General features: G+C 72.5%; 12 protein-coding genes. 3 read left to right on the top strand and 9 right to left on the bottom strand.

The features are described 5' to 3' along the window. Nucleotides 1–37 precede the first annotated feature (37 nt). Complete coding sequence (locus ACFV3R_RS18895) at nt 38–2,815, top strand: cation-translocating P-type ATPase (protein WP_385583742.1); 2,778 nt, start codon at nt 38–40, stop codon at nt 2,813–2,815. Further along, the gene (locus ACFV3R_RS18900) at nt 2,773–3,471 is read left to right on the top strand and encodes a potassium channel family protein (RefSeq protein WP_385583745.1); all 699 of its coding nucleotides are present in this window, start codon (nt 2,773–2,775) and stop codon (nt 3,469–3,471) included. Before ACFV3R_RS18895 ends, ACFV3R_RS18900 begins: the two co-directional genes overlap by 43 nt. 99 nt (nt 3,472–3,570) lie before the next feature. On the opposite strand, the gene ACFV3R_RS18905 is transcribed toward ACFV3R_RS18900, so the two are convergent. Then, nucleotides 3,571–5,973 carry a phosphoketolase gene (locus ACFV3R_RS18905; RefSeq protein ID WP_385583748.1) on the bottom strand — a complete coding sequence of 801 codons (2,403 nt, stop codon included), beginning with the start codon at nt 5,971–5,973 and terminating at the stop codon, nt 3,571–3,573. Between the two features lie 265 nt (nt 5,974–6,238). Here ACFV3R_RS18905 and ACFV3R_RS18910 point away from each other — a divergent pair, with 265 nt between their 5' ends. Then, entirely contained in the window at nt 6,239–6,730 is a 492-nt protein-coding gene (locus ACFV3R_RS18910; protein ID WP_385583751.1) for a hypothetical protein, read from the top strand. 160 nt (nt 6,731–6,890) lie between these two features. Here ACFV3R_RS18910 and ACFV3R_RS18915 read toward each other — a convergent pair whose 3' ends face one another. From ACFV3R_RS18915 to ACFV3R_RS18950, 8 genes are all read right to left on the bottom strand, one after another. After that, the gene (locus ACFV3R_RS18915) at nt 6,891–8,273 is read right to left on the bottom strand and encodes a Ni/Fe hydrogenase subunit alpha (protein WP_385583754.1); all 1,383 of its coding nucleotides are present in this window, start codon (nt 8,271–8,273) and stop codon (nt 6,891–6,893) included. After that, nucleotides 8,270–9,064 (bottom strand): oxidoreductase, encoded by a 795-nt coding sequence (locus tag ACFV3R_RS18920; RefSeq protein WP_385583757.1) that lies wholly within the window; start codon nt 9,062–9,064, stop codon nt 8,270–8,272. The genes ACFV3R_RS18915 and ACFV3R_RS18920 overlap by 4 nt, the downstream gene beginning before the upstream one ends. A 1-nt stretch (nt 9,065) precedes the next feature. Then, entirely contained in the window at nt 9,066–9,872 is an 807-nt protein-coding gene (locus ACFV3R_RS18925) for an FAD/NAD(P)-binding protein (RefSeq protein WP_385583760.1), read from the bottom strand. Continuing rightward, complete coding sequence (locus ACFV3R_RS18930) at nt 9,869–10,339, bottom strand: cyclic nucleotide-binding domain-containing protein (protein ID WP_385583763.1); 471 nt, start codon at nt 10,337–10,339, stop codon at nt 9,869–9,871. Before ACFV3R_RS18930 ends, ACFV3R_RS18925 begins: the two co-directional genes overlap by 4 nt. Continuing rightward, nucleotides 10,336–11,505, bottom strand: coding sequence for a 4Fe-4S dicluster domain-containing protein (locus ACFV3R_RS18935; RefSeq protein WP_385583766.1), 1,170 nt, complete (start codon nt 11,503–11,505; stop codon nt 10,336–10,338). The genes ACFV3R_RS18930 and ACFV3R_RS18935 overlap by 4 nt, the downstream gene beginning before the upstream one ends. 88 nt (nt 11,506–11,593) lie before the next feature. Next, nucleotides 11,594–12,214 (bottom strand): hydrogenase maturation protease, encoded by a 621-nt coding sequence (locus tag ACFV3R_RS18940; RefSeq protein WP_385583769.1) that lies wholly within the window; start codon nt 12,212–12,214, stop codon nt 11,594–11,596. Between the two features lie 488 nt (nt 12,215–12,702). Next, nucleotides 12,703–14,217 carry an AAA family ATPase gene (locus ACFV3R_RS18945; protein WP_385583857.1) on the bottom strand — a complete coding sequence of 505 codons (1,515 nt, stop codon included), beginning with the start codon at nt 14,215–14,217 and terminating at the stop codon, nt 12,703–12,705. 565 nt (nt 14,218–14,782) lie between these two features. Beyond that, nucleotides 14,783–15,304: a hypothetical protein gene (locus ACFV3R_RS18950; RefSeq protein ID WP_385583772.1), complete on the bottom strand. Its 522-nt coding sequence runs from the start codon at nt 15,302–15,304 to the stop codon at nt 14,783–14,785. Nucleotides 15,305–15,649: the final 345 nt, after the last annotated feature.

A 15,649-nucleotide genomic window follows, 5' to 3' on the forward strand; every position in this document is an offset into this window, starting at 1 on the left:
GCGACGACCAGGTACGGAGCGGATGGGAGGTGCGCCGGTGACGGGACCTCTGGCGGCGCTCGTCACGGGTTCGAGCCCGGCGGTGCACGAAGTCCCGCCGGCCGAGGTGTGGGAACGCCTGAACGTGTCCGAGCGGGGTCTCGGAGCGGCGGAGGTGGCCGCGCGGCGGCGGGAGCACGGGCCGAACGAGATGCCGACGACCGCCGGCGAGAGCTGGTGGCGGCAACTGGCGGCCCAGTTCACCGACCTGTTCGCCGTGATCCTCATGGTGGCCTCCGCCATCACCTTCCTGGCCTACCTGCTGAGCAGTCCTCGGGAGAGCGGCACCCTGCAACTCGCCGTGGCGATCCTGTGCGTCGTGCTCCTCAACGCGGCCATCGGCTTCTTCCAGCAGCACTCGGCGGAGCGCACCGCCCAGTCACTGCAGGCCATGGTGGCGCACACCTGCCGCGTGGTCCGTGACGGGGGCGTGGCCGAGATCCCCTCGGGTGAGCTGGTACCTGGTGACGTGGTGCGTCTGGAGGCGGGCGACGCCGTGCCCGCCGACTGCCGCCTGGTGTCGGCGCACGAGGTGACCGTCGACAACGCGGCCCTCACCGGAGAGAGCGACCCGGTGGGCCGGACCGCGGACGCGGCGGGTCCGGGCCCCGTTCTGCAGGCGCGCAACTGCGTCCTGATGGGGACGGACGTGATGTCCGGTTCGGCGACCGGTGTCGTGTTCGCTACGGGCGGTGAGACGGAGTTCGGACGGGTCTTCCGCCTGACCGCCTCAGCTCCCCGGCAGCGCACACCGCTGCAGTCGCAGGTGGCTTCCATGGCGCGCCGGGTGGCGGGGGCGGCCCTGGCCATGGGCGCCGTGGTGTTCGCGGTCCGCGTGCCCGCCGGGCAGCCGCTGGTCGCCACGTTCGTCTTCGCCCTGGGCGTGATGGTGGCACTGGTGCCGGAGGGGCTGCCCGCGACCCTGTCGGTCTCGCTGGCCATCGGGGTACGCCGGATGGCCCGGCGCCACGCCCTGGTGAAGAAGCTGCTGGCCGTGGAGGCTCTCGGCTCGACGACGGTGGTGTGCACCGACAAGACGGGGACGCTGACCCAGGCGCAGATGACGGTGGTGCAGCTCTGGTCCTCGGGGGCCGAGCACCGGGTCACGGGCGTGGGCTACGCGCCGCAGGGAGAGGTCGAGGAGGCCGGGCGGGTGCGGGACCTGCTGCGCACGGCGGCGCTGTGCTGCAACGCCAAGGTGGTCCCGCCGCGGGAGCGGGAGGGCTGGCGGGTGCTGGGCGACACCACCGAGGGGGCGATCCTCGTCGCGGCGCGGAAGGCCGGGATGGAACGGGAAGCCGAGGAGCGGGCCACTCCACGGACGGGCGAGTACCCCTTCGATCCGCGGCGCAAGACCATGGGCACGGTCCACCGCCTACCGGACGGCGGGCAGCGGCTGTACGTCAAGGGGGCCCCGGGCGAGGTGCTGGGGCGGTGCACCTCCGTGCTCTGGGAGGGGCGGCCCCGACCGCTCACCGACGAGCTGCGCGCCGCCGTCTCGGCTGCCGGTGACACGATGGCGGCCCGCGGCCTGCGGGTGCTGGCCGTCGCGGTACGGGAGGTCACCGGTGTCCACCAGGACCGGGACGCCGCCGAGGTCGGCCTGACGCACCTGGGGCTGCTCGGCATGATGGACCCGCCCCGTCCGGACGTCCGGGAGGCGGTGGCCGCCTGTGAGAGGGCCGGGATCCGGATCGTGATGGTGACCGGCGACCACCCTCTCACCGCGGAGGCGGTGGCCCGACGGGTCGGCATCGTGCGCGGCGAGCACCCGGCGGTGGTGACCGGTTCCGACCTGGACGACATGGACGACGCGGCGCTCGACAGGCTTCTGGCGGGCTCCGAGGAGTTGCTGCTGTGCCGGGTGGGGCCGGAGCACAAGATGCGGGTCGTCACGGCTTTCCAGCGCCGCGACGCCGTGGTGGCCGTCACCGGCGACGGGGCCAACGACGCTCCCGCCCTCAAACACGCCGACATCGGGGTGGCGATGGGCGCCTCGGGCACCGACGTGGCCAGGGAGGCCGCCGTGATGGTGCTCCTGGACGACTCGTTCTCCTCGATCGCGGCGGCCGTGCGGCTGGGGCGGTCCGTCTACCAGAACATCCGCAAGTTCCTGATCTACCTCTTCAGTCACAACATCGCGGAGCTGGTCCCGATCCTGGCCGCGACGTTCGTCGGCTTTCCGCTCGTGCCCATCAGCGCGGTGCAGATTCTCGCCATCGACCTGGGCTCCGATGTGCTGCCCGCTCTGGCGCTGGGCGCCGAACCGCCCGAGCCGGACGTCATGGAGCGCCCGCCCCGGCCCCGTCGGGAGCGGCTGTTCTCCGGGGCCGTGGTCGGGCGGATCCTCTTCCTCGGCGGCATCCAGGCGGTGGGCGTGTGCGCGGTGTTCTTCTGGCGCCTGCACACCGCCCAGCTGCCCTACGCCCGCTTCACACCGCAGACACCGGCCTACCGGGAGGCCGTGACACTGGTCCAGGCGGGGATCGTGGTGAGCCAGTTCTTCAACGCCCTGGCGGTGCGGAGTGAGCGGCAGAGCATCGTACGGCTCGGTGTGCTGTCCAATCCCTGGCTGCTGGCGGCGGGTGCGTTCGGGGTCGGTCTGATGGCCGCCATCAGTTACGTACCGCTGTTGCAGGAGCTCTTCCACACCGCTCCGCTGCGCGCAGCCGACTGGGGCGTTCTCTCCCTCCTCGGTGCGTTGTTGCTGGTCGCGGAGGAGGCGCGGAAGGCGTGGCTGCGCCACCGCTCGGCGAGGAGGACGGAAACGGCATGAGGATGATCGTGGTCGGGTGCGGCCGTGTCGGTGCCGCCCTCGCACAGAAGCTGGCGGCCGAGCGGCACGACGTGCGGGTCATCGATCCGCGGCCCGAGGCGGTCGAGCGGCTCCCCGCACGCTTCACCGGCCGCTTCCTGTGCGCCGACCCGGTGACCGGCGGCGTACTGGAGTCAGCCGGGGTCGGTGAGGCCGACGCACTCGTGGCCTGCACCACCGACGACGCACACAACCACGCGGTGACGGTCGCGGCCAAGCACACCCATCGGGTGCCGACGGTCGTCGCGCGCGTCCACGATCCCCGGGAGGCGCAGCGCTACCTGGGCACCGGCATCCACACGGTCGCCGACGTCCCCCGCACCGTGCTGCGCATGCACCGCCTGCTGCTGCACCGGCATCTGGAACCGGAACTCACCTTCGGCAACGGCGAGACGCTGCTGGTGCGTTCGCCGCCGCCGGGCCATCTGGTCGGCCGTCCGCTGTCCTCGTTCGAGGTGGACGGGGAGATCCGACTGGTGGAGTACACCCGGGGCGGGGTCTCCCACGTTCCTGCGCGAGGCACGGTGGTGCACAGCGGGGACCTTCTCACCTTCGCCGTCTCGGCCACGTCACTGGGCCGGTTGCGGGATTTCCTGGCCCGTCCGCTCGGAGGATGACCCCTTCGCCTCGTCCCCTTTCCGGCCGGCGCGGAAGTCAGGCCGCCCGCGCGCACCACCTCCCGCCCCGTCCCTGTTTGTACGGGGCCCCGTGCGGTCTCACTCCTTCCCCGAGCGGGACCAGGACCACTGCGCGACCTCGGGCAGGTCCGTGCCGTGCTCCCTCACCCACGCGTGGTGACGGGTCCGCACGTCGGCGAACTCCTGCCGCACCGCGGTGGCACGGACGGCCAGCCCGGCGACCCGGTCGATGACGTCCATGGCCAGGCGGTAGCGGTCCAGGTCGTTGCGGACCACCATGTCGAACGGCGTGGTGGTCGTCCCCTCCTCGCGGTACCCGCGCACGTGCAGGTGCGGATGTCCGGTGCGGCGGTAGGTCAGGCGGTGCACCAGCCACGGGTAGCCGTGGTACGCGAAGATGACGGGCACCTCCGGTGGGAACAGGGCGTCGTACTCGCTGTCCGGCATTCCGTGGGGGTGCTGCTCGGCGGGCATCAGCCGGGCGATGTCGACGACGTTGACCACGCGCACGGCGAGGTCGGGCAGGTGCCGCCGCAGGAGGCCGGCCGCGGCCAGCGTCTCCTGGGTGGGCACGTCGCCGGCGCAGGCGAGGACGACGTCGGGCACCTCCTGCCCGGCTTCGTTCCCGGCCCAGGACCACACGCCGGCGCCGCGGGCGCAGTGGGCCCGGGCCTCGTCCAGGGTCAGCCAGTCGAAGCAGGGCTGCTTGCCCGCCACGATGACGTTGACGTAGTCGCGGCTGCGCAGGACGTGGTCGGCGGTGGCGAGCAGGGTGTTGGTGTCCGGCGGCAGGTAGACGCGCACGGCCTCGGGGCTCTTGTTCATGACGTGGTCCACGAAACCGGGGTCCTGGTGGGAGAAGCCGTTGTGGTCCTGGCGCCACACGTGGGACGTCAGCAGGTAGTTCAGGGAGGGCAGGGGGGCGCGCCACGGCAGCCGGCGGGTGGTGTGCAGCCACTTGATGTGCTGGTTGACCATGGAGTCGACGATGTGCACGAACGCCTCGTAGCAGGAGAAGAGTCCGTGACGGCCGGTGAGGAGGTAGCCCTCCAGCCAGCCCTGGCAGGTGTGTTCGGAGAGGATTTCCATGACCCTGCCGCCCCGGCCGAGGTGCTCGTCGGTGGCGAGGAGGGGTTCCTCCCAGGCCTTGGGGGTCGCCTCGTAGACGTCCTGGAGCCGGTTCGACGCGGTCTCGTCCGGGCCGACGAGCCGGAAGTCGCGGCGCTCCGCGGTCGCCTCCATCACCCGCTCCAGGAGCCCGCCGAGGACCCGGGTGGGTTCGTGCATGCCGGTCCCCGGCCGGTCCACCGCGACGGAGAACTCCTCCAGTGGCGGCAGCGGGAGTTCACGGGTGAGCAGGCCGCCGTTGGCGTGGGGGGTGGCGCCCAGCCGGCGGCGCCCGGTGGGCATGACCGCCAGGACGTCAGCGCAGGGTCGGCCATCGGCGTCGAACAGTTCCTCGGGCCGGTAGGAGCGCAGCCAGGACTCCAGCTGCCGCAGGTGCCCGGGGTCGGTGCGGACCTTGTCCAGCGGTACCTGGTGCGCCCGCCAGGTGCCCTCGACCGGCAGGCCGTCCACCGAGCCGGGACCCGTCCAGCCCTTGGGGGTGCGCAGGACGAGGACCGGCCACCGCGGCCGTTCGGTGACGCCCTCCTCCCGGGCAGCCTGCTGGATCGCGTCGATGCGGTCGAAGGCGGTGTCCAGGGCCTCGGCCATGGCGCGGTGGACGGCGAGCGGGTCGTCGCCGGTGACGTGCAGCGGTTCGTGTCCGTAGCCGCGCAGCAGGGCGTCCAGCTCCTCCTGCGGGAGGCGGGCGAGTACCGTCGGATTGGCGATCTTGTAGCCGTTGAGGTGCAGGACGGGCAGGACCGCTCCGTCGTGGACCGGGTCGAGGAACTTGTTCGAGTGCCAGGACGCCGCCAGCGGCCCCGTCTCCGCCTCCCCGTCGCCGATGACGCAGGCGACCACCAGGTCGGGGTTGTCCAGTGCGGCCCCGTAGGCGTGGGAGAGCGAGTACCCCAGCTCGCCGCCCTCGTGGAGGGAACCGGGCGTCTCCGGGGCGACGTGGCTGGGCACTCCGCCGGGGAAGGAGAACTGGCGGAAGAGCCGGGCCATCCCCGCGGCGTCACGGGTGACGTCCGGGTACACCTCGGAGTAACTGCCGTCGAGCCACGAGCCCGCCAGCACCGCCGGCCCGCCGTGCCCCGGCCCCCAGACGCACAGCACGTCCCGGTCACGGTCGGCGATCACCCGGTTCAGATGGGTGTACACGAGGTTGAGCCCGGGCGAGGTCCCCCAGTGACCGAGCAGGCGCGGCTTGACGTGTTCGGGCCGCAGCGGTTCGGTCAGCAGGGCGTTGTCCATCAGGTAGATCTGGCCCACCGCCAGGTAGTTGGCGGCCCGCCACTGCGCGTCCAGCCGTCGCAGCCGCTCGCTGCCCGGCGCCCGGGGGCGACGCCCCTGCTGCTGTCGCGACCTCATGCCTGACTCCTCACGGAGGGTGACCGCTGATATCGACGACGACTGGGTTACCGCACGGGGAGATCACTAACTCCGGCTCCTCCCTCCGGCTGCGGACAACCGGGAAGATCTCACCGGGTACCACCGCTCCGCCTCCCGGTGGGCGTCGGACCGGCCGGTGAGCTGCCGCGACGAGCAGCCACGCGCAGGGCGGCAGTACGGACCGGCGCGTGAGGTACGCCGCCGGGTTTGTGGTTACCCACCAGTGGACTGGAGGTGCATGCCCATGGTGTCCCATCCGCACGCCGGCGCCCGCCGCGCTGTGAACCCCAGCACGCCGAAGCGTGACCGCCGGCTCCCCACCCGGCAGGTGCCCGCCGGTGCCGCCGGCTGGACGGCACGTCTTTTCGGAGGACTGCTGTGCCTGGGGGTCAGTGCCGTCCACGTCATCGACCAGAACGGCATCGCCGGCGACAAGAGTCCCCAGTACCTGGCGATCCTGTACTGGATCCTGGAGATCGCCGGCGTGGTGGCCGCCCTGCTCCTGGTCGCCGGCCTGGTGCGTCTGGGATGGCTGCTCGCGCTGTTGGTGGCCGCGGGACCCATTCTGGGCTACGTCCTCTCCCGCGGACCCGGGCTGCCCGACTACGACGAGGACGTCGGCAACTGGACCGAGACGCTGGGGCTCGCCAGCCTGGCTCTGGAGGGCCTGTTGCTGCTCACCGCGGCAGTGTGCATGGCGGTGGGGATGCGCAAGGATCGACGGACCTCCGCGTGAAGCCGTCCGGCCGGGTGGCGCGTCGGCCTCGCGGTCGCAGAGGCCGAGGGCCCGCCTGCGGCACAACGCGCAGCCCCGTACCGGGGTCGCCCTCCGCCGGTCCGGCGTCGTCGTCCCGTACGCACCGAACGGTGCGGCCCGGGAGTGAATGCGCCTCTCCTCAGGCAGAACCCGCTTCCCGTTCGAGGTTCACGTCGAGGAAGTGGGCCGAGCAGGAGATGCAGGGGTCGTGGTTGCGGACGGTGCGCTCGCACAGGTGGGCGAGATCGGCGTCCGACATGGTCCCGCGCGCAAGAGCGGCCTGAACGTGGACGCGCAGGTCCTCCTCGATGGCACCCTGGTTCTGGGCGGTCGGTGGGACGAGACTCACGTCCGTGACCAGACCGTCCTCGTCGAACACGTAACGGTGGTAAAGGAGCCCGCGGGGGGCCTCGGTGGCACCGTGCCCCACCGCTGCCGGCGTCGGCACGTCGGTGTGGGGCTGCGCGGGTGGGTCGTAGGCGTCGATGATCCGGAGGGCCTCCTCCACCGCGTACAGGATCTCCACGGCACGGATCACGATGCTCCGGTAGGGATTTCTGCAGACTTCTCCCGGCACGGCGCCGGAGGCCGGCGGAGGATCGCTCAGGCCGGCCTCGCGCGCGGCCTGGAGGGCCAGCGGGGAGAGCAGGTGACCGCTGATCGCGTAGCGGGCAAGGCTTCCGGTGAGGTGGGTGCGGCCGTCCAGCCGGGAGTGGAGCGCGGTGGAGTGCCGGACCTGCTCCTCGACGACGTGGTCTTCGAAATCGCGGAGGGGGAAGCTGCGCCGGGCCGGCGTACCGGCGGACACGAGCACGGTGGGCACCCCCGACTCGATGGCGTACGTACCGGGCTCGGCCAGGGCGAACAGGTCGGCCTCGCAACGGGCGTCGGGGAACTCGAAGCCGGCGACCCAGCGTACGGTCTCCCAGGCGTCGTCGAGGGCGACTCGAAGACGCTCTGCGAGAGGGCGTAGTTCGGCACGGCTCGGGGTGCGGTGGAAGCCTCCCAGACGGACGTTGACGGGGTGGATCGCCCGGCCGCCGAGCTGTTCCACGATGGCGTTCCCGGCTTGCTTCAGCCTCAGCCCTCGTTCGACGCACGAGGGGTGCGTGCGCGCCATGGAGACGACGTCGTCGTGGCCGAGGAAGTCCGGGGCGTGCAGCAGGTGGACGTGGAGTGTCTGGCTCTCGATCCACTCGCCGCAGTACAGCAGGCGGCGCAAGGCTGCGACACGGTCGTCCACGACGACTCCGCAGGCGTCCTCGATGGCACGGCAGGCGGTGATCTGGTAGGCGACCGGGCAGATGCCGCAGATGCGTGAGGTGATGTCGACGGGCTCGGGGTGGGCCCGGCCGCGGAGGAACGCCTCGAAGAACCGGGGTGGCTCGTAGATGCTCAGCCTCGCCTCGGTGACGGTGTCCTCGCGGATCCGCAGGTGCAGGGCCGTCTCGCCCTCGACCCGGGCCAGGGCGGGAACGCGGACGACGCGTGAGGTGGTGGAGCGGGCGGCGGGCTCGGTCACGGCAGGTCTTCCTCCTCCACCGCGGTGAAGTCGCTGACGTTGAAGGTGTGCAGGAACCGCCCGATGTCGTCCTCGCTCATCCCGTCGCGACGCAGTACGGGGACGAGGGCGGGGAGGTGGGTGGTCCCGGCGGGGCCGAAACACCCGTAGCAGCCCCGGCCGTAGGTGGGGCACAGGGCGCCGCATCCGGCGTGGGTGACCGGCCCGAGGCAGGGGGTGCCGTGCGCGACCAGGACGCAGACGTTGCCGCGCCGTTTGCAGGCGAAGCAGACGCTGTGGTCCGGGATGCCGGGCTTGCGGCCGGCAAGGAAGGCGGTGATGACCTCCAGGAGCTGGCCGCGGTCGATCGGGCAGCCGCGCAGTTCGAAGTCGACCGGCACGTGGTCGGAGATCGGGGTGGAGGTGGCGAGGGTGTCGATGTAGTCGGGCCGGGCGTAGACCACCTGGAGGTAGTCCGCTGCATCGGCGTGGTTCCGCAGCGCCTGGACACCTCCGGCCGTGGCGCAGGCGCCGATGGTCACCAGGTGACGGGATGCGTCGCGGACGCGGCGGACGCGCTCCAGGTGTTCGGGGGTGGAGACCGACCCTTCGACGAGGGACAGGTCGTACGGCCCGGTCCCGATGTCGCTGGAGGCCTCCGTGAAGTGTGCGATCTCCAGGCGTCCGGCGATGCCCAGCAGCTCGTCCTCGCAGTCGAGGAGGGTCAGTTGGCAGCCGTCGCAGGAGGCGAACTTGAACACGCCGAGCCGGCGGCGGGCTCCCTCCGCAGGTGGGTCGACGTCGGCCCTCATGTCACAACTCCCTTACGGTGAGCAGTGGTTCGGCAAAGTCGTAGCCGACGACCGGGCCGTCCTGGCACAACAGCAGCGGCCCGAGCTGGCAGTGACCGCAGTGGCCCGTGGCGCAGCGCATGTTGCGTTCGAGGGAGATGCGGACACGGTCGGGGCGCACCCTGCGGTGGACCAGTTCGCGGGCGGTCGCCCGGATCATGACCTCGGGGCCGCAGACGAACGCCGTGGTCCGTTGCGGAGTGAAGAGCGCCTCGTCGAGCAGGCTGGTGACGACCCCCACCTGGCCGGCCCAGCCGGCGGTGGGGCGGTCGACGGTGGCGGCGGCGTAGGGCTGCCGCCAGGTGGGGAGTTCGCCGGGGTACAGCAGGTCCTCGGGGGTGCGGGCGCCGACCAGGACGTTGAGCCGCCCGTACCTGACCGGCTCGGCCAGGACCGCTTCGATCAGGGGCCGCAGCGGGGCGAGCCCGATGCCCCCGGCGATGACCACCAGGTCGTGCCCCTCCGCGGCCCTCATGTCCCAACCGGTGCCGAAGGGCCCGCGCAACCCGACCACGGCCCCCTCCGGCAGGTCGTACAGCGCTCGGGAGACGGCTCCGACCGCGCGGACGGTGTGGGTGAGTCGTCGGCCGGGACCCGTGCGGGAGACCGAGACGGGAATCTCACCGACGCCGAAGGCGTACACCATGGCGTACTGGCCCGGTGCGAAGGCCGGCAGTGAGGCACTGACCGGCTCCAGCACGAAGGTGACCGTGTCGGCCGTCTCCCGGTGGCGGTCCACCGAGCGATAGGGCACCGGCACCAGGGTCATGGCGTGCCTTCCGTCTGCCGTGGCCCGTACAGGTCGAGCAACCGGGTGCGGGTGGCGCGCAACCGGTCTCCGATCGTCTCGGCGACGAGGGTGACCAGCGCCAGACCGAACGCCGGATGCGCGGTGCACAGGTCGCGCACCGTGTCGGCATCGAACGCCCAGGCCGCCACAGGGCCTCGCGTCTCCGCCCCGAGGTGCCACCGGTGAGGCGGGCACAGCCACGACCAGCCCAGGAGGCCGCCCGGCCCGACGGTCTCCACGACGGCACGGCCGCGGCCGGGGATCTGGACGTCGAGCGCGACCGTGCCCGTGCGGAGGATCCAGAAGTGTTCGGCCGCTGCGCCCTCCTCGAAGAGCCGGACGGCGGCCGGGTGTTCCACCTCGCGCGCGAGCTGCATGAGCCGCTCGCGGTGCTCGGCAGGCAGTTGTGCGAGCACACCTGTTCCGGGAACCGGCCACGAGGTCATTCCGTGGTCCGCCGGTCCGTGGCCTCCCGGTGCAGCGCGTGCGCCTCCTCGGTGAGGTCGATGCCGGTGGGGCACCAGACGATGCAGCGGCCGCACCCGACGCACCCGCTACTGCCGAACTGGTCGTGCCAGGTGCCGACCTTGTGCGTGAGCCACTGCCGGTAGCGGCTGCGTCTGCTCGCCCGGACGGGGCCGCCGTGCAGGAGGGTGAAGTCGAGGTCGTAGCAGGAGTCCCAACGCCGCCACCGTTCGGCGTGGTCGCCGGTGAGGTCGGTGACGTCCTCGGTGGTGGTGCAGAAGCAGGTGGGGCAGACCATGGTGCAGTTGCCGCAGTTCAGGCAGCGGGAGGTGACGTCGTCCCAGCGGTCGGCCTCGAGGGTGTCCCGCATCAGGGTCCGCAGGTCGACGGGCGGCATCGAGCGGCCCATGTGTTCGGCCGCCTCCCGCACCGCGTCGGCCGCCGCCAGGCGAGTGGTGTCGTCGGCGACCCGCCGCGGGAGTGCGGCGAGTACGGCGGCACCCTCCTCGGTCCCGCTCCGGCACAGGAAGCGGTGACCCGCGTCGTCGAGCACCTCGGTGAGAGCGAGGTCGTAGCCGTCGTCCACCGCCGGGCCCGAGTCCATGGAGACGCAGAAGCAGGTGGCACCCGGCTCCGTGCACTCGACCGCGACGAGGAAGGCCCGTGTGCGCCGGGAGGCGTAGGCGGGGTCGGTGAACCGGCCCCCGGTCATCACCCGGTCGAGGATGCGGATGGCCCGCAGGTCGCAGGGCCGGACGCCGAGGAACGCGTACGACACCTCCGGCTGCTCCTCGGCACGGACCGTCAGCGCACCGTCCGCACCGCGATCGGCGCTCCACTGCCGCACCCGCTGCGGGTGCAGGTAGGACTTCCAGGACTGCGGCCCCGCGCTGTGCGCGAAGACGGCCGCGTCCTCCCTCCGGCTGATGCGGTACTGCCCTGCCTCCAGCTCGACGCCCCAGCCGTACGGCAGTTCCTCCGCCGAGTCGATCTCAGCGAGCACGATCGCGCGGTCCCGAACCGTGGGGCCGATCACCGTGCGGTCACGCTCTCTGAGGACCCGCACCAGCGCCTGGAGGCCGTCGCGATCGAGGACCGCCTCGACCTGCCCGTGCGGGCCCGCTCCGGCAAGCCCGGGGTCGGTCATCACCGTTCCTCTCTGCTCCTGGCGGTCCGGCGGGCGAGAACCACCCCGTTCCGCACGTCCGTACGGACGGCACGGGCACCGGCCACGGTCAGGGTGCCAGGTCATCAGGCCGCACTACCGGTGTCCGTCCGGCGTGTCCAGCGGGCAGGCCCGGAACGGACGAGGCGCGGCGGTGATCCGCCCGCGAAACCCACGCGGCCGGGCCGTTCGCCCCGGCGAGGGCGTAGCGTGCGAGATCGCCCTCGATGCGCTCGACGAGAGGCCCCACCGCCGCGGCCACCGCGGGTGTCAGTCCTGTGCCCAGTGCACGCTCGGCGCCCTCGACTCCGTAGACGAGCAGATGCCGGGGACAGCGTCCGAGGGTGTGAGCGAGGCGGACCGTCCGGGCCACCCCCCACCCGTGGGTGCTGCTGTGGGTCCCGGCAACGGCGTGCGGGAGGAAGTCCAGGAGACGGCACCAGCGATGGATCCGTCCTGGACGAGGGCTGGGCGGAAAGCAGGCGTCGACGAGGACAGCCAGGTCTGCGTGCTCCCACAGCCTGATCAGCCTGCCCGGGTCCCCGTCGCTCGCGTGGACCGTGGTGCCCGGCGGCAGCGGGCGCGCGACGGCCCGCTCCCGGACCTCCGCGGCTACGGCGAGGCCGACGCCGTCGTCCCGCCGGAACTCGTTCCCGATGCCGATGACCGCTGCCCCGGTGGTCTCCGTCATCCCTGTCGTCCTGCAGGAACCGCAGTCATGGACGTGGCGTCACCCGGGGACATGTGGTGTGCTCGGCGCTTCGGCCCGCAGACGGAGCGGTTGGCGACGCCGTCCCCGCCTCCGGAACGTGGTGCCTGGCGTGAGAACTGGGCGCATGCCGGCGTTCGGCCGTCTCGCCGGTGCCGGACCTGCCCCGCGGCAGCCGGACCACCGCTCGCCTCGGAGGCCACCGGATGCCTGCCGCAGGGGACGATCAGACGAACGCCGACCGCGAAGCACGCATGACATGGACATGCGCCGCCTACCTGGCACGCGGCCTCCTTCGCCGCATACTCGTCGCCATTCGGTGTCTCCATGCTGTCCTCCTGACAGGCCGACGCTGCCGGAGCCGGCATTGTCGACGCGCGCGGTGTTCTGCCTCCGCAGCGAGGCGGAGAGGGCTTCCGCAGGCTGCAGCCCACGAACCCGGGAAGCCCGGGAGTCACCCGATGGCCTGCTCACCGGGCGCCCCGAGGCCGCTGGTCTTCGCAGCACGCCTGATCCGGTCCCGCACTGCCGCGGCGGAAGACCGGCCTCTCGCTTCCGGCCGGCGGGCCGACGGCCGCCAGCGCCTTGTTCACCGCTGCCTCCAGAGAACCTCCCGTGTCGACGTCTTCGGCTTCCGGCCACGGCGACTCCCTGGCCGCCATGACGGTGGCGATGTCCCGGTCGGCGTCGGAGGGACCGGGGGCACGCCTGCGCAGGCGCGCCGCCGACACGTCGCTGGACACGTGGCAGTGCAGGGCCACCAGGTCGGCGCCGGCGCGTTCGGCCACCTGCGCCGCCGCCTCCCGCTGTCGGGCATCGGACCAGCTGGCGTCCAGGACGACGGATTCACCGGCGGACAGCAGGGTGGCTGCACGGTCGAGCAGGGTGGCGTACGTCCTGGCCGTCCACTCCGGGGTGTAGAGGCCCTCACCGTAGCGAGCCGCCGCAGACCGCTCCGGGGGAATGCCGGCCAGCTCCTTGCGGAGGCGGTCGCTGCTGAGGAGTGCGGCCCCCAGCCGGTTCGCCAGCGCACCGGAGAGGGTGGACTTCCCACTCCCCGGCAGTCCGCCGACCAGCGTCAGACGGACCGCCGAGGTACGCAGGTGACGCAGGGTCGTCGAAATCAGCCGTCGCGACGACACCTCCGCTCCGGGCGCGCCCTGGCCCGCCTGGATCAGGGAGACCTTGGCACGCACGAACGCGCGGTAGGCGACGTAGTGGTGCCACAGGGACGGAGGCGCGGGGTCCCCCGAGTACTCGCAGTACCGGGCGAGGTAGTGCGCAGCCGCCTCCGGAGCTCCGAGCTGTTCCAGGTCCATGGCGAGGAAGGCGGCGTCGTCGAGACCGTCGACGTAGCGGAGGCGGTCGTCGAACTCCAGACAGTCCAGGATCCGGGGGCCGTCATCGAGGCAGAAGATGTCCTCCGCGAGCAGGTCCCCGTGCCCGTCGACGACCCGTCCCTGCTCGATCCTCGTGTCGAACAGGGGCCGGCGGCCGGCGAGATAGCGGCGCACCAGCCCTTCGGCCTCCGCCACCCCGTCGGGCGGAGTGCCGTCTTCGGCCAGGGCCCGGACCTGGGCGAAGCTCGCCTCCCAGCGTGCGGACAGGGCGTCTCGCGTCCCCTCCGCGTCCACCTCCGCGCCGCGGGGCGCACCCGCGTGGAGTACCGCGAGCAGTCTGGCTACGAGCCGCAGCGCCTCGTCGACGGCCGCCCCCTCGCGCACGAGGCGGGAGAGGCGACGTTCCGCGGGCATGCGGCGCATCACCACGAGAGGCTCGGGCGCCTCGCCGTCGGGGCTGTGGAACTCCCCGACGCCGAGGTAGACGTCCGGGGCGAGGCGGCGGTTGAGGCGGAGTTCCTGCTCGCACGCTGTCCGCCGCGCCGCAACCGTCGTGTAGTCGAGGAAGCCCAGGTCCACCGGCTTCTTGACCTTGTAGGCACGGTCTCCGACGAAGATCACCACCGCCGTGTGGGTCTCGACCACCTCGGCGCGCGGGAGCGTGGAGGGCCCCGGGACGTCGCCGGGTCGGGGGCCGGCGGTCCGTCCGGGTGAGTCGGCGGGGCCGACGGTCGGCTCTCGTTCCATGGCGACCTCCGTCCGGTCGAAGCCGGGTCACAGCCAACACCGACCTGGCACCGCCCCCAGGGTGGTTGCGGTGCGGGACCGGCCAGGGGACGTACTGGTCGACGCCTCCGAGCGCCCGGGCCCGCGAGCACGTATCGAGGAGTACCTCAGATCCCTGCACGGCGCATGTGCGCTGCGGAGGTGTGGTGCCTCCGCTCCCCGCCCCCCGCGCTGCCGGGGTGATCACATGGGCGGCGTGTCCGCCGGGGGCGGAGCAGCCTGCCCACGGATCGACGGTGCGCCCCGATCGCAAGGGGACGGCTTCGGGAGCCCCGCACGTGCGAGGCGGCTGCGTCACCTCCCCACGCGCAGGTTGGGCGGGAGGCGACGGCGACCGACGTCGTGATCCGCTACGACGCCGCAAGGCCGGTGCCGGTGGTCAGCGTCGTTCGCGTCGTCCACACGTGGCCCTCCCCGGGTGGCCTCACTCGTAGACGCGGGCCGCGCAGAGCTGCCAGGCCACGGAGGACCAGCTCACCACTTCGATCGGCGAGCCGTCCGGGAACACTTGTGAGCTGCCGAGGTGGGACTCCAGCCATGCCTCCCACGAGTCCAGGAATCCCGTCATCGAGCCGCTCGCCCAGCCACCGCCGTCCCCGGCCCACAGCCCCCGGGCCACCCTGTCCTCCGTCCAAGCGCGGTCCCGGGCGTAGTCGGCCGCCAGCGCCTGCAACAGGACTCGCAGCGCCCCGGGAGAAGCGACCGGCAGTTCCTCGCCAAGGGGCGCGGGCTCGGCGGGCCCGGCCGACGGGGCGTCCAACGCGCCCAGCAACTGGTCGGCCAGGCCTGGCCAACCGGGCTCCGGGCCCCGTTCAGGAAGGGTGCCGGCCCAGCGGAGCAGCACGTCGTCGATCTCCGGGGCGTCGGCTCCGAGGCCCTCGAAGTGCCTGATGAGGCACCGCAGCAGAGCACGAAAGTCCTCGCCGGTCTCCACCGTGTTCGTCATCGGCGCGAGGCTAGGGCTACAGAACCGGGTTCGTCGACTGGGTATCAGTCCGGTCGAAAGGCCCGCCTCTCGGCGCCTGCAGGAGAGGACGGTCCGGCTCATCTCCGGCACGCCCTGGCCCCGTCGGTCCCCCCTCGAAGGCGTCGCGCGGCCTGGCCCCCGCGCACCGCGCAGCCCGGAGCCGGCGGGCGGTGGCGAGGGCTTCGTGGACCGACCTGGGTCAGGGAACCTCAAGGGCACCGGCATGCGCACAGGGGCGGCGTTGCCGGGTGACGGCGCGGTCGGCCGTGCACGTCGGTGCACCCTTCGACCCGGCGGCCGGGCCGGCGAGGTCCGGCCTCTCGA

It is taken from the genome of Streptomyces sp. NPDC059740 (assembly GCF_042733155.1).
Classification (GTDB): domain Bacteria; phylum Actinomycetota; class Actinomycetes; order Streptomycetales; family Streptomycetaceae; genus Streptomyces.

What these genes read in the sequence shown, in the direction of transcription:
- ACFV3R_RS18905 (WP_385583748.1), bottom strand. Translation starts at nt 5,973, where the DNA reads ATGAGGTCGCGACAGCAGCAGGGGCGTCGCCCCCGGGCGCCGGGCAGC.
- ACFV3R_RS18910 (WP_385583751.1), top strand. Translation starts at nt 6,239, where the DNA reads ATGGTGTCCCATCCGCACGCCGGCGCCCGCCGCGCTGTGAACCCCAGC.
- ACFV3R_RS18920 (WP_385583757.1), bottom strand. Translation starts at nt 9,064, where the DNA reads ATGAGGGCCGACGTCGACCCACCTGCGGAGGGAGCCCGCCGCCGGCTC.
- ACFV3R_RS18925 (WP_385583760.1), bottom strand. Translation starts at nt 9,872, where the DNA reads ATGACCCTGGTGCCGGTGCCCTATCGCTCGGTGGACCGCCACCGGGAG.
- ACFV3R_RS18930 (WP_385583763.1), bottom strand. Translation starts at nt 10,339, where the DNA reads ATGACCTCGTGGCCGGTTCCCGGAACAGGTGTGCTCGCACAACTGCCT.
- ACFV3R_RS18935 (WP_385583766.1), bottom strand. Translation starts at nt 11,505, where the DNA reads ATGACCGACCCCGGGCTTGCCGGAGCGGGCCCGCACGGGCAGGTCGAG.
- ACFV3R_RS18940 (WP_385583769.1), bottom strand. Translation starts at nt 12,214, where the DNA reads ATGACGGAGACCACCGGGGCAGCGGTCATCGGCATCGGGAACGAGTTC.
- ACFV3R_RS18950 (WP_385583772.1), bottom strand. Translation starts at nt 15,304, where the DNA reads ATGACGAACACGGTGGAGACCGGCGAGGACTTTCGTGCTCTGCTGCGG.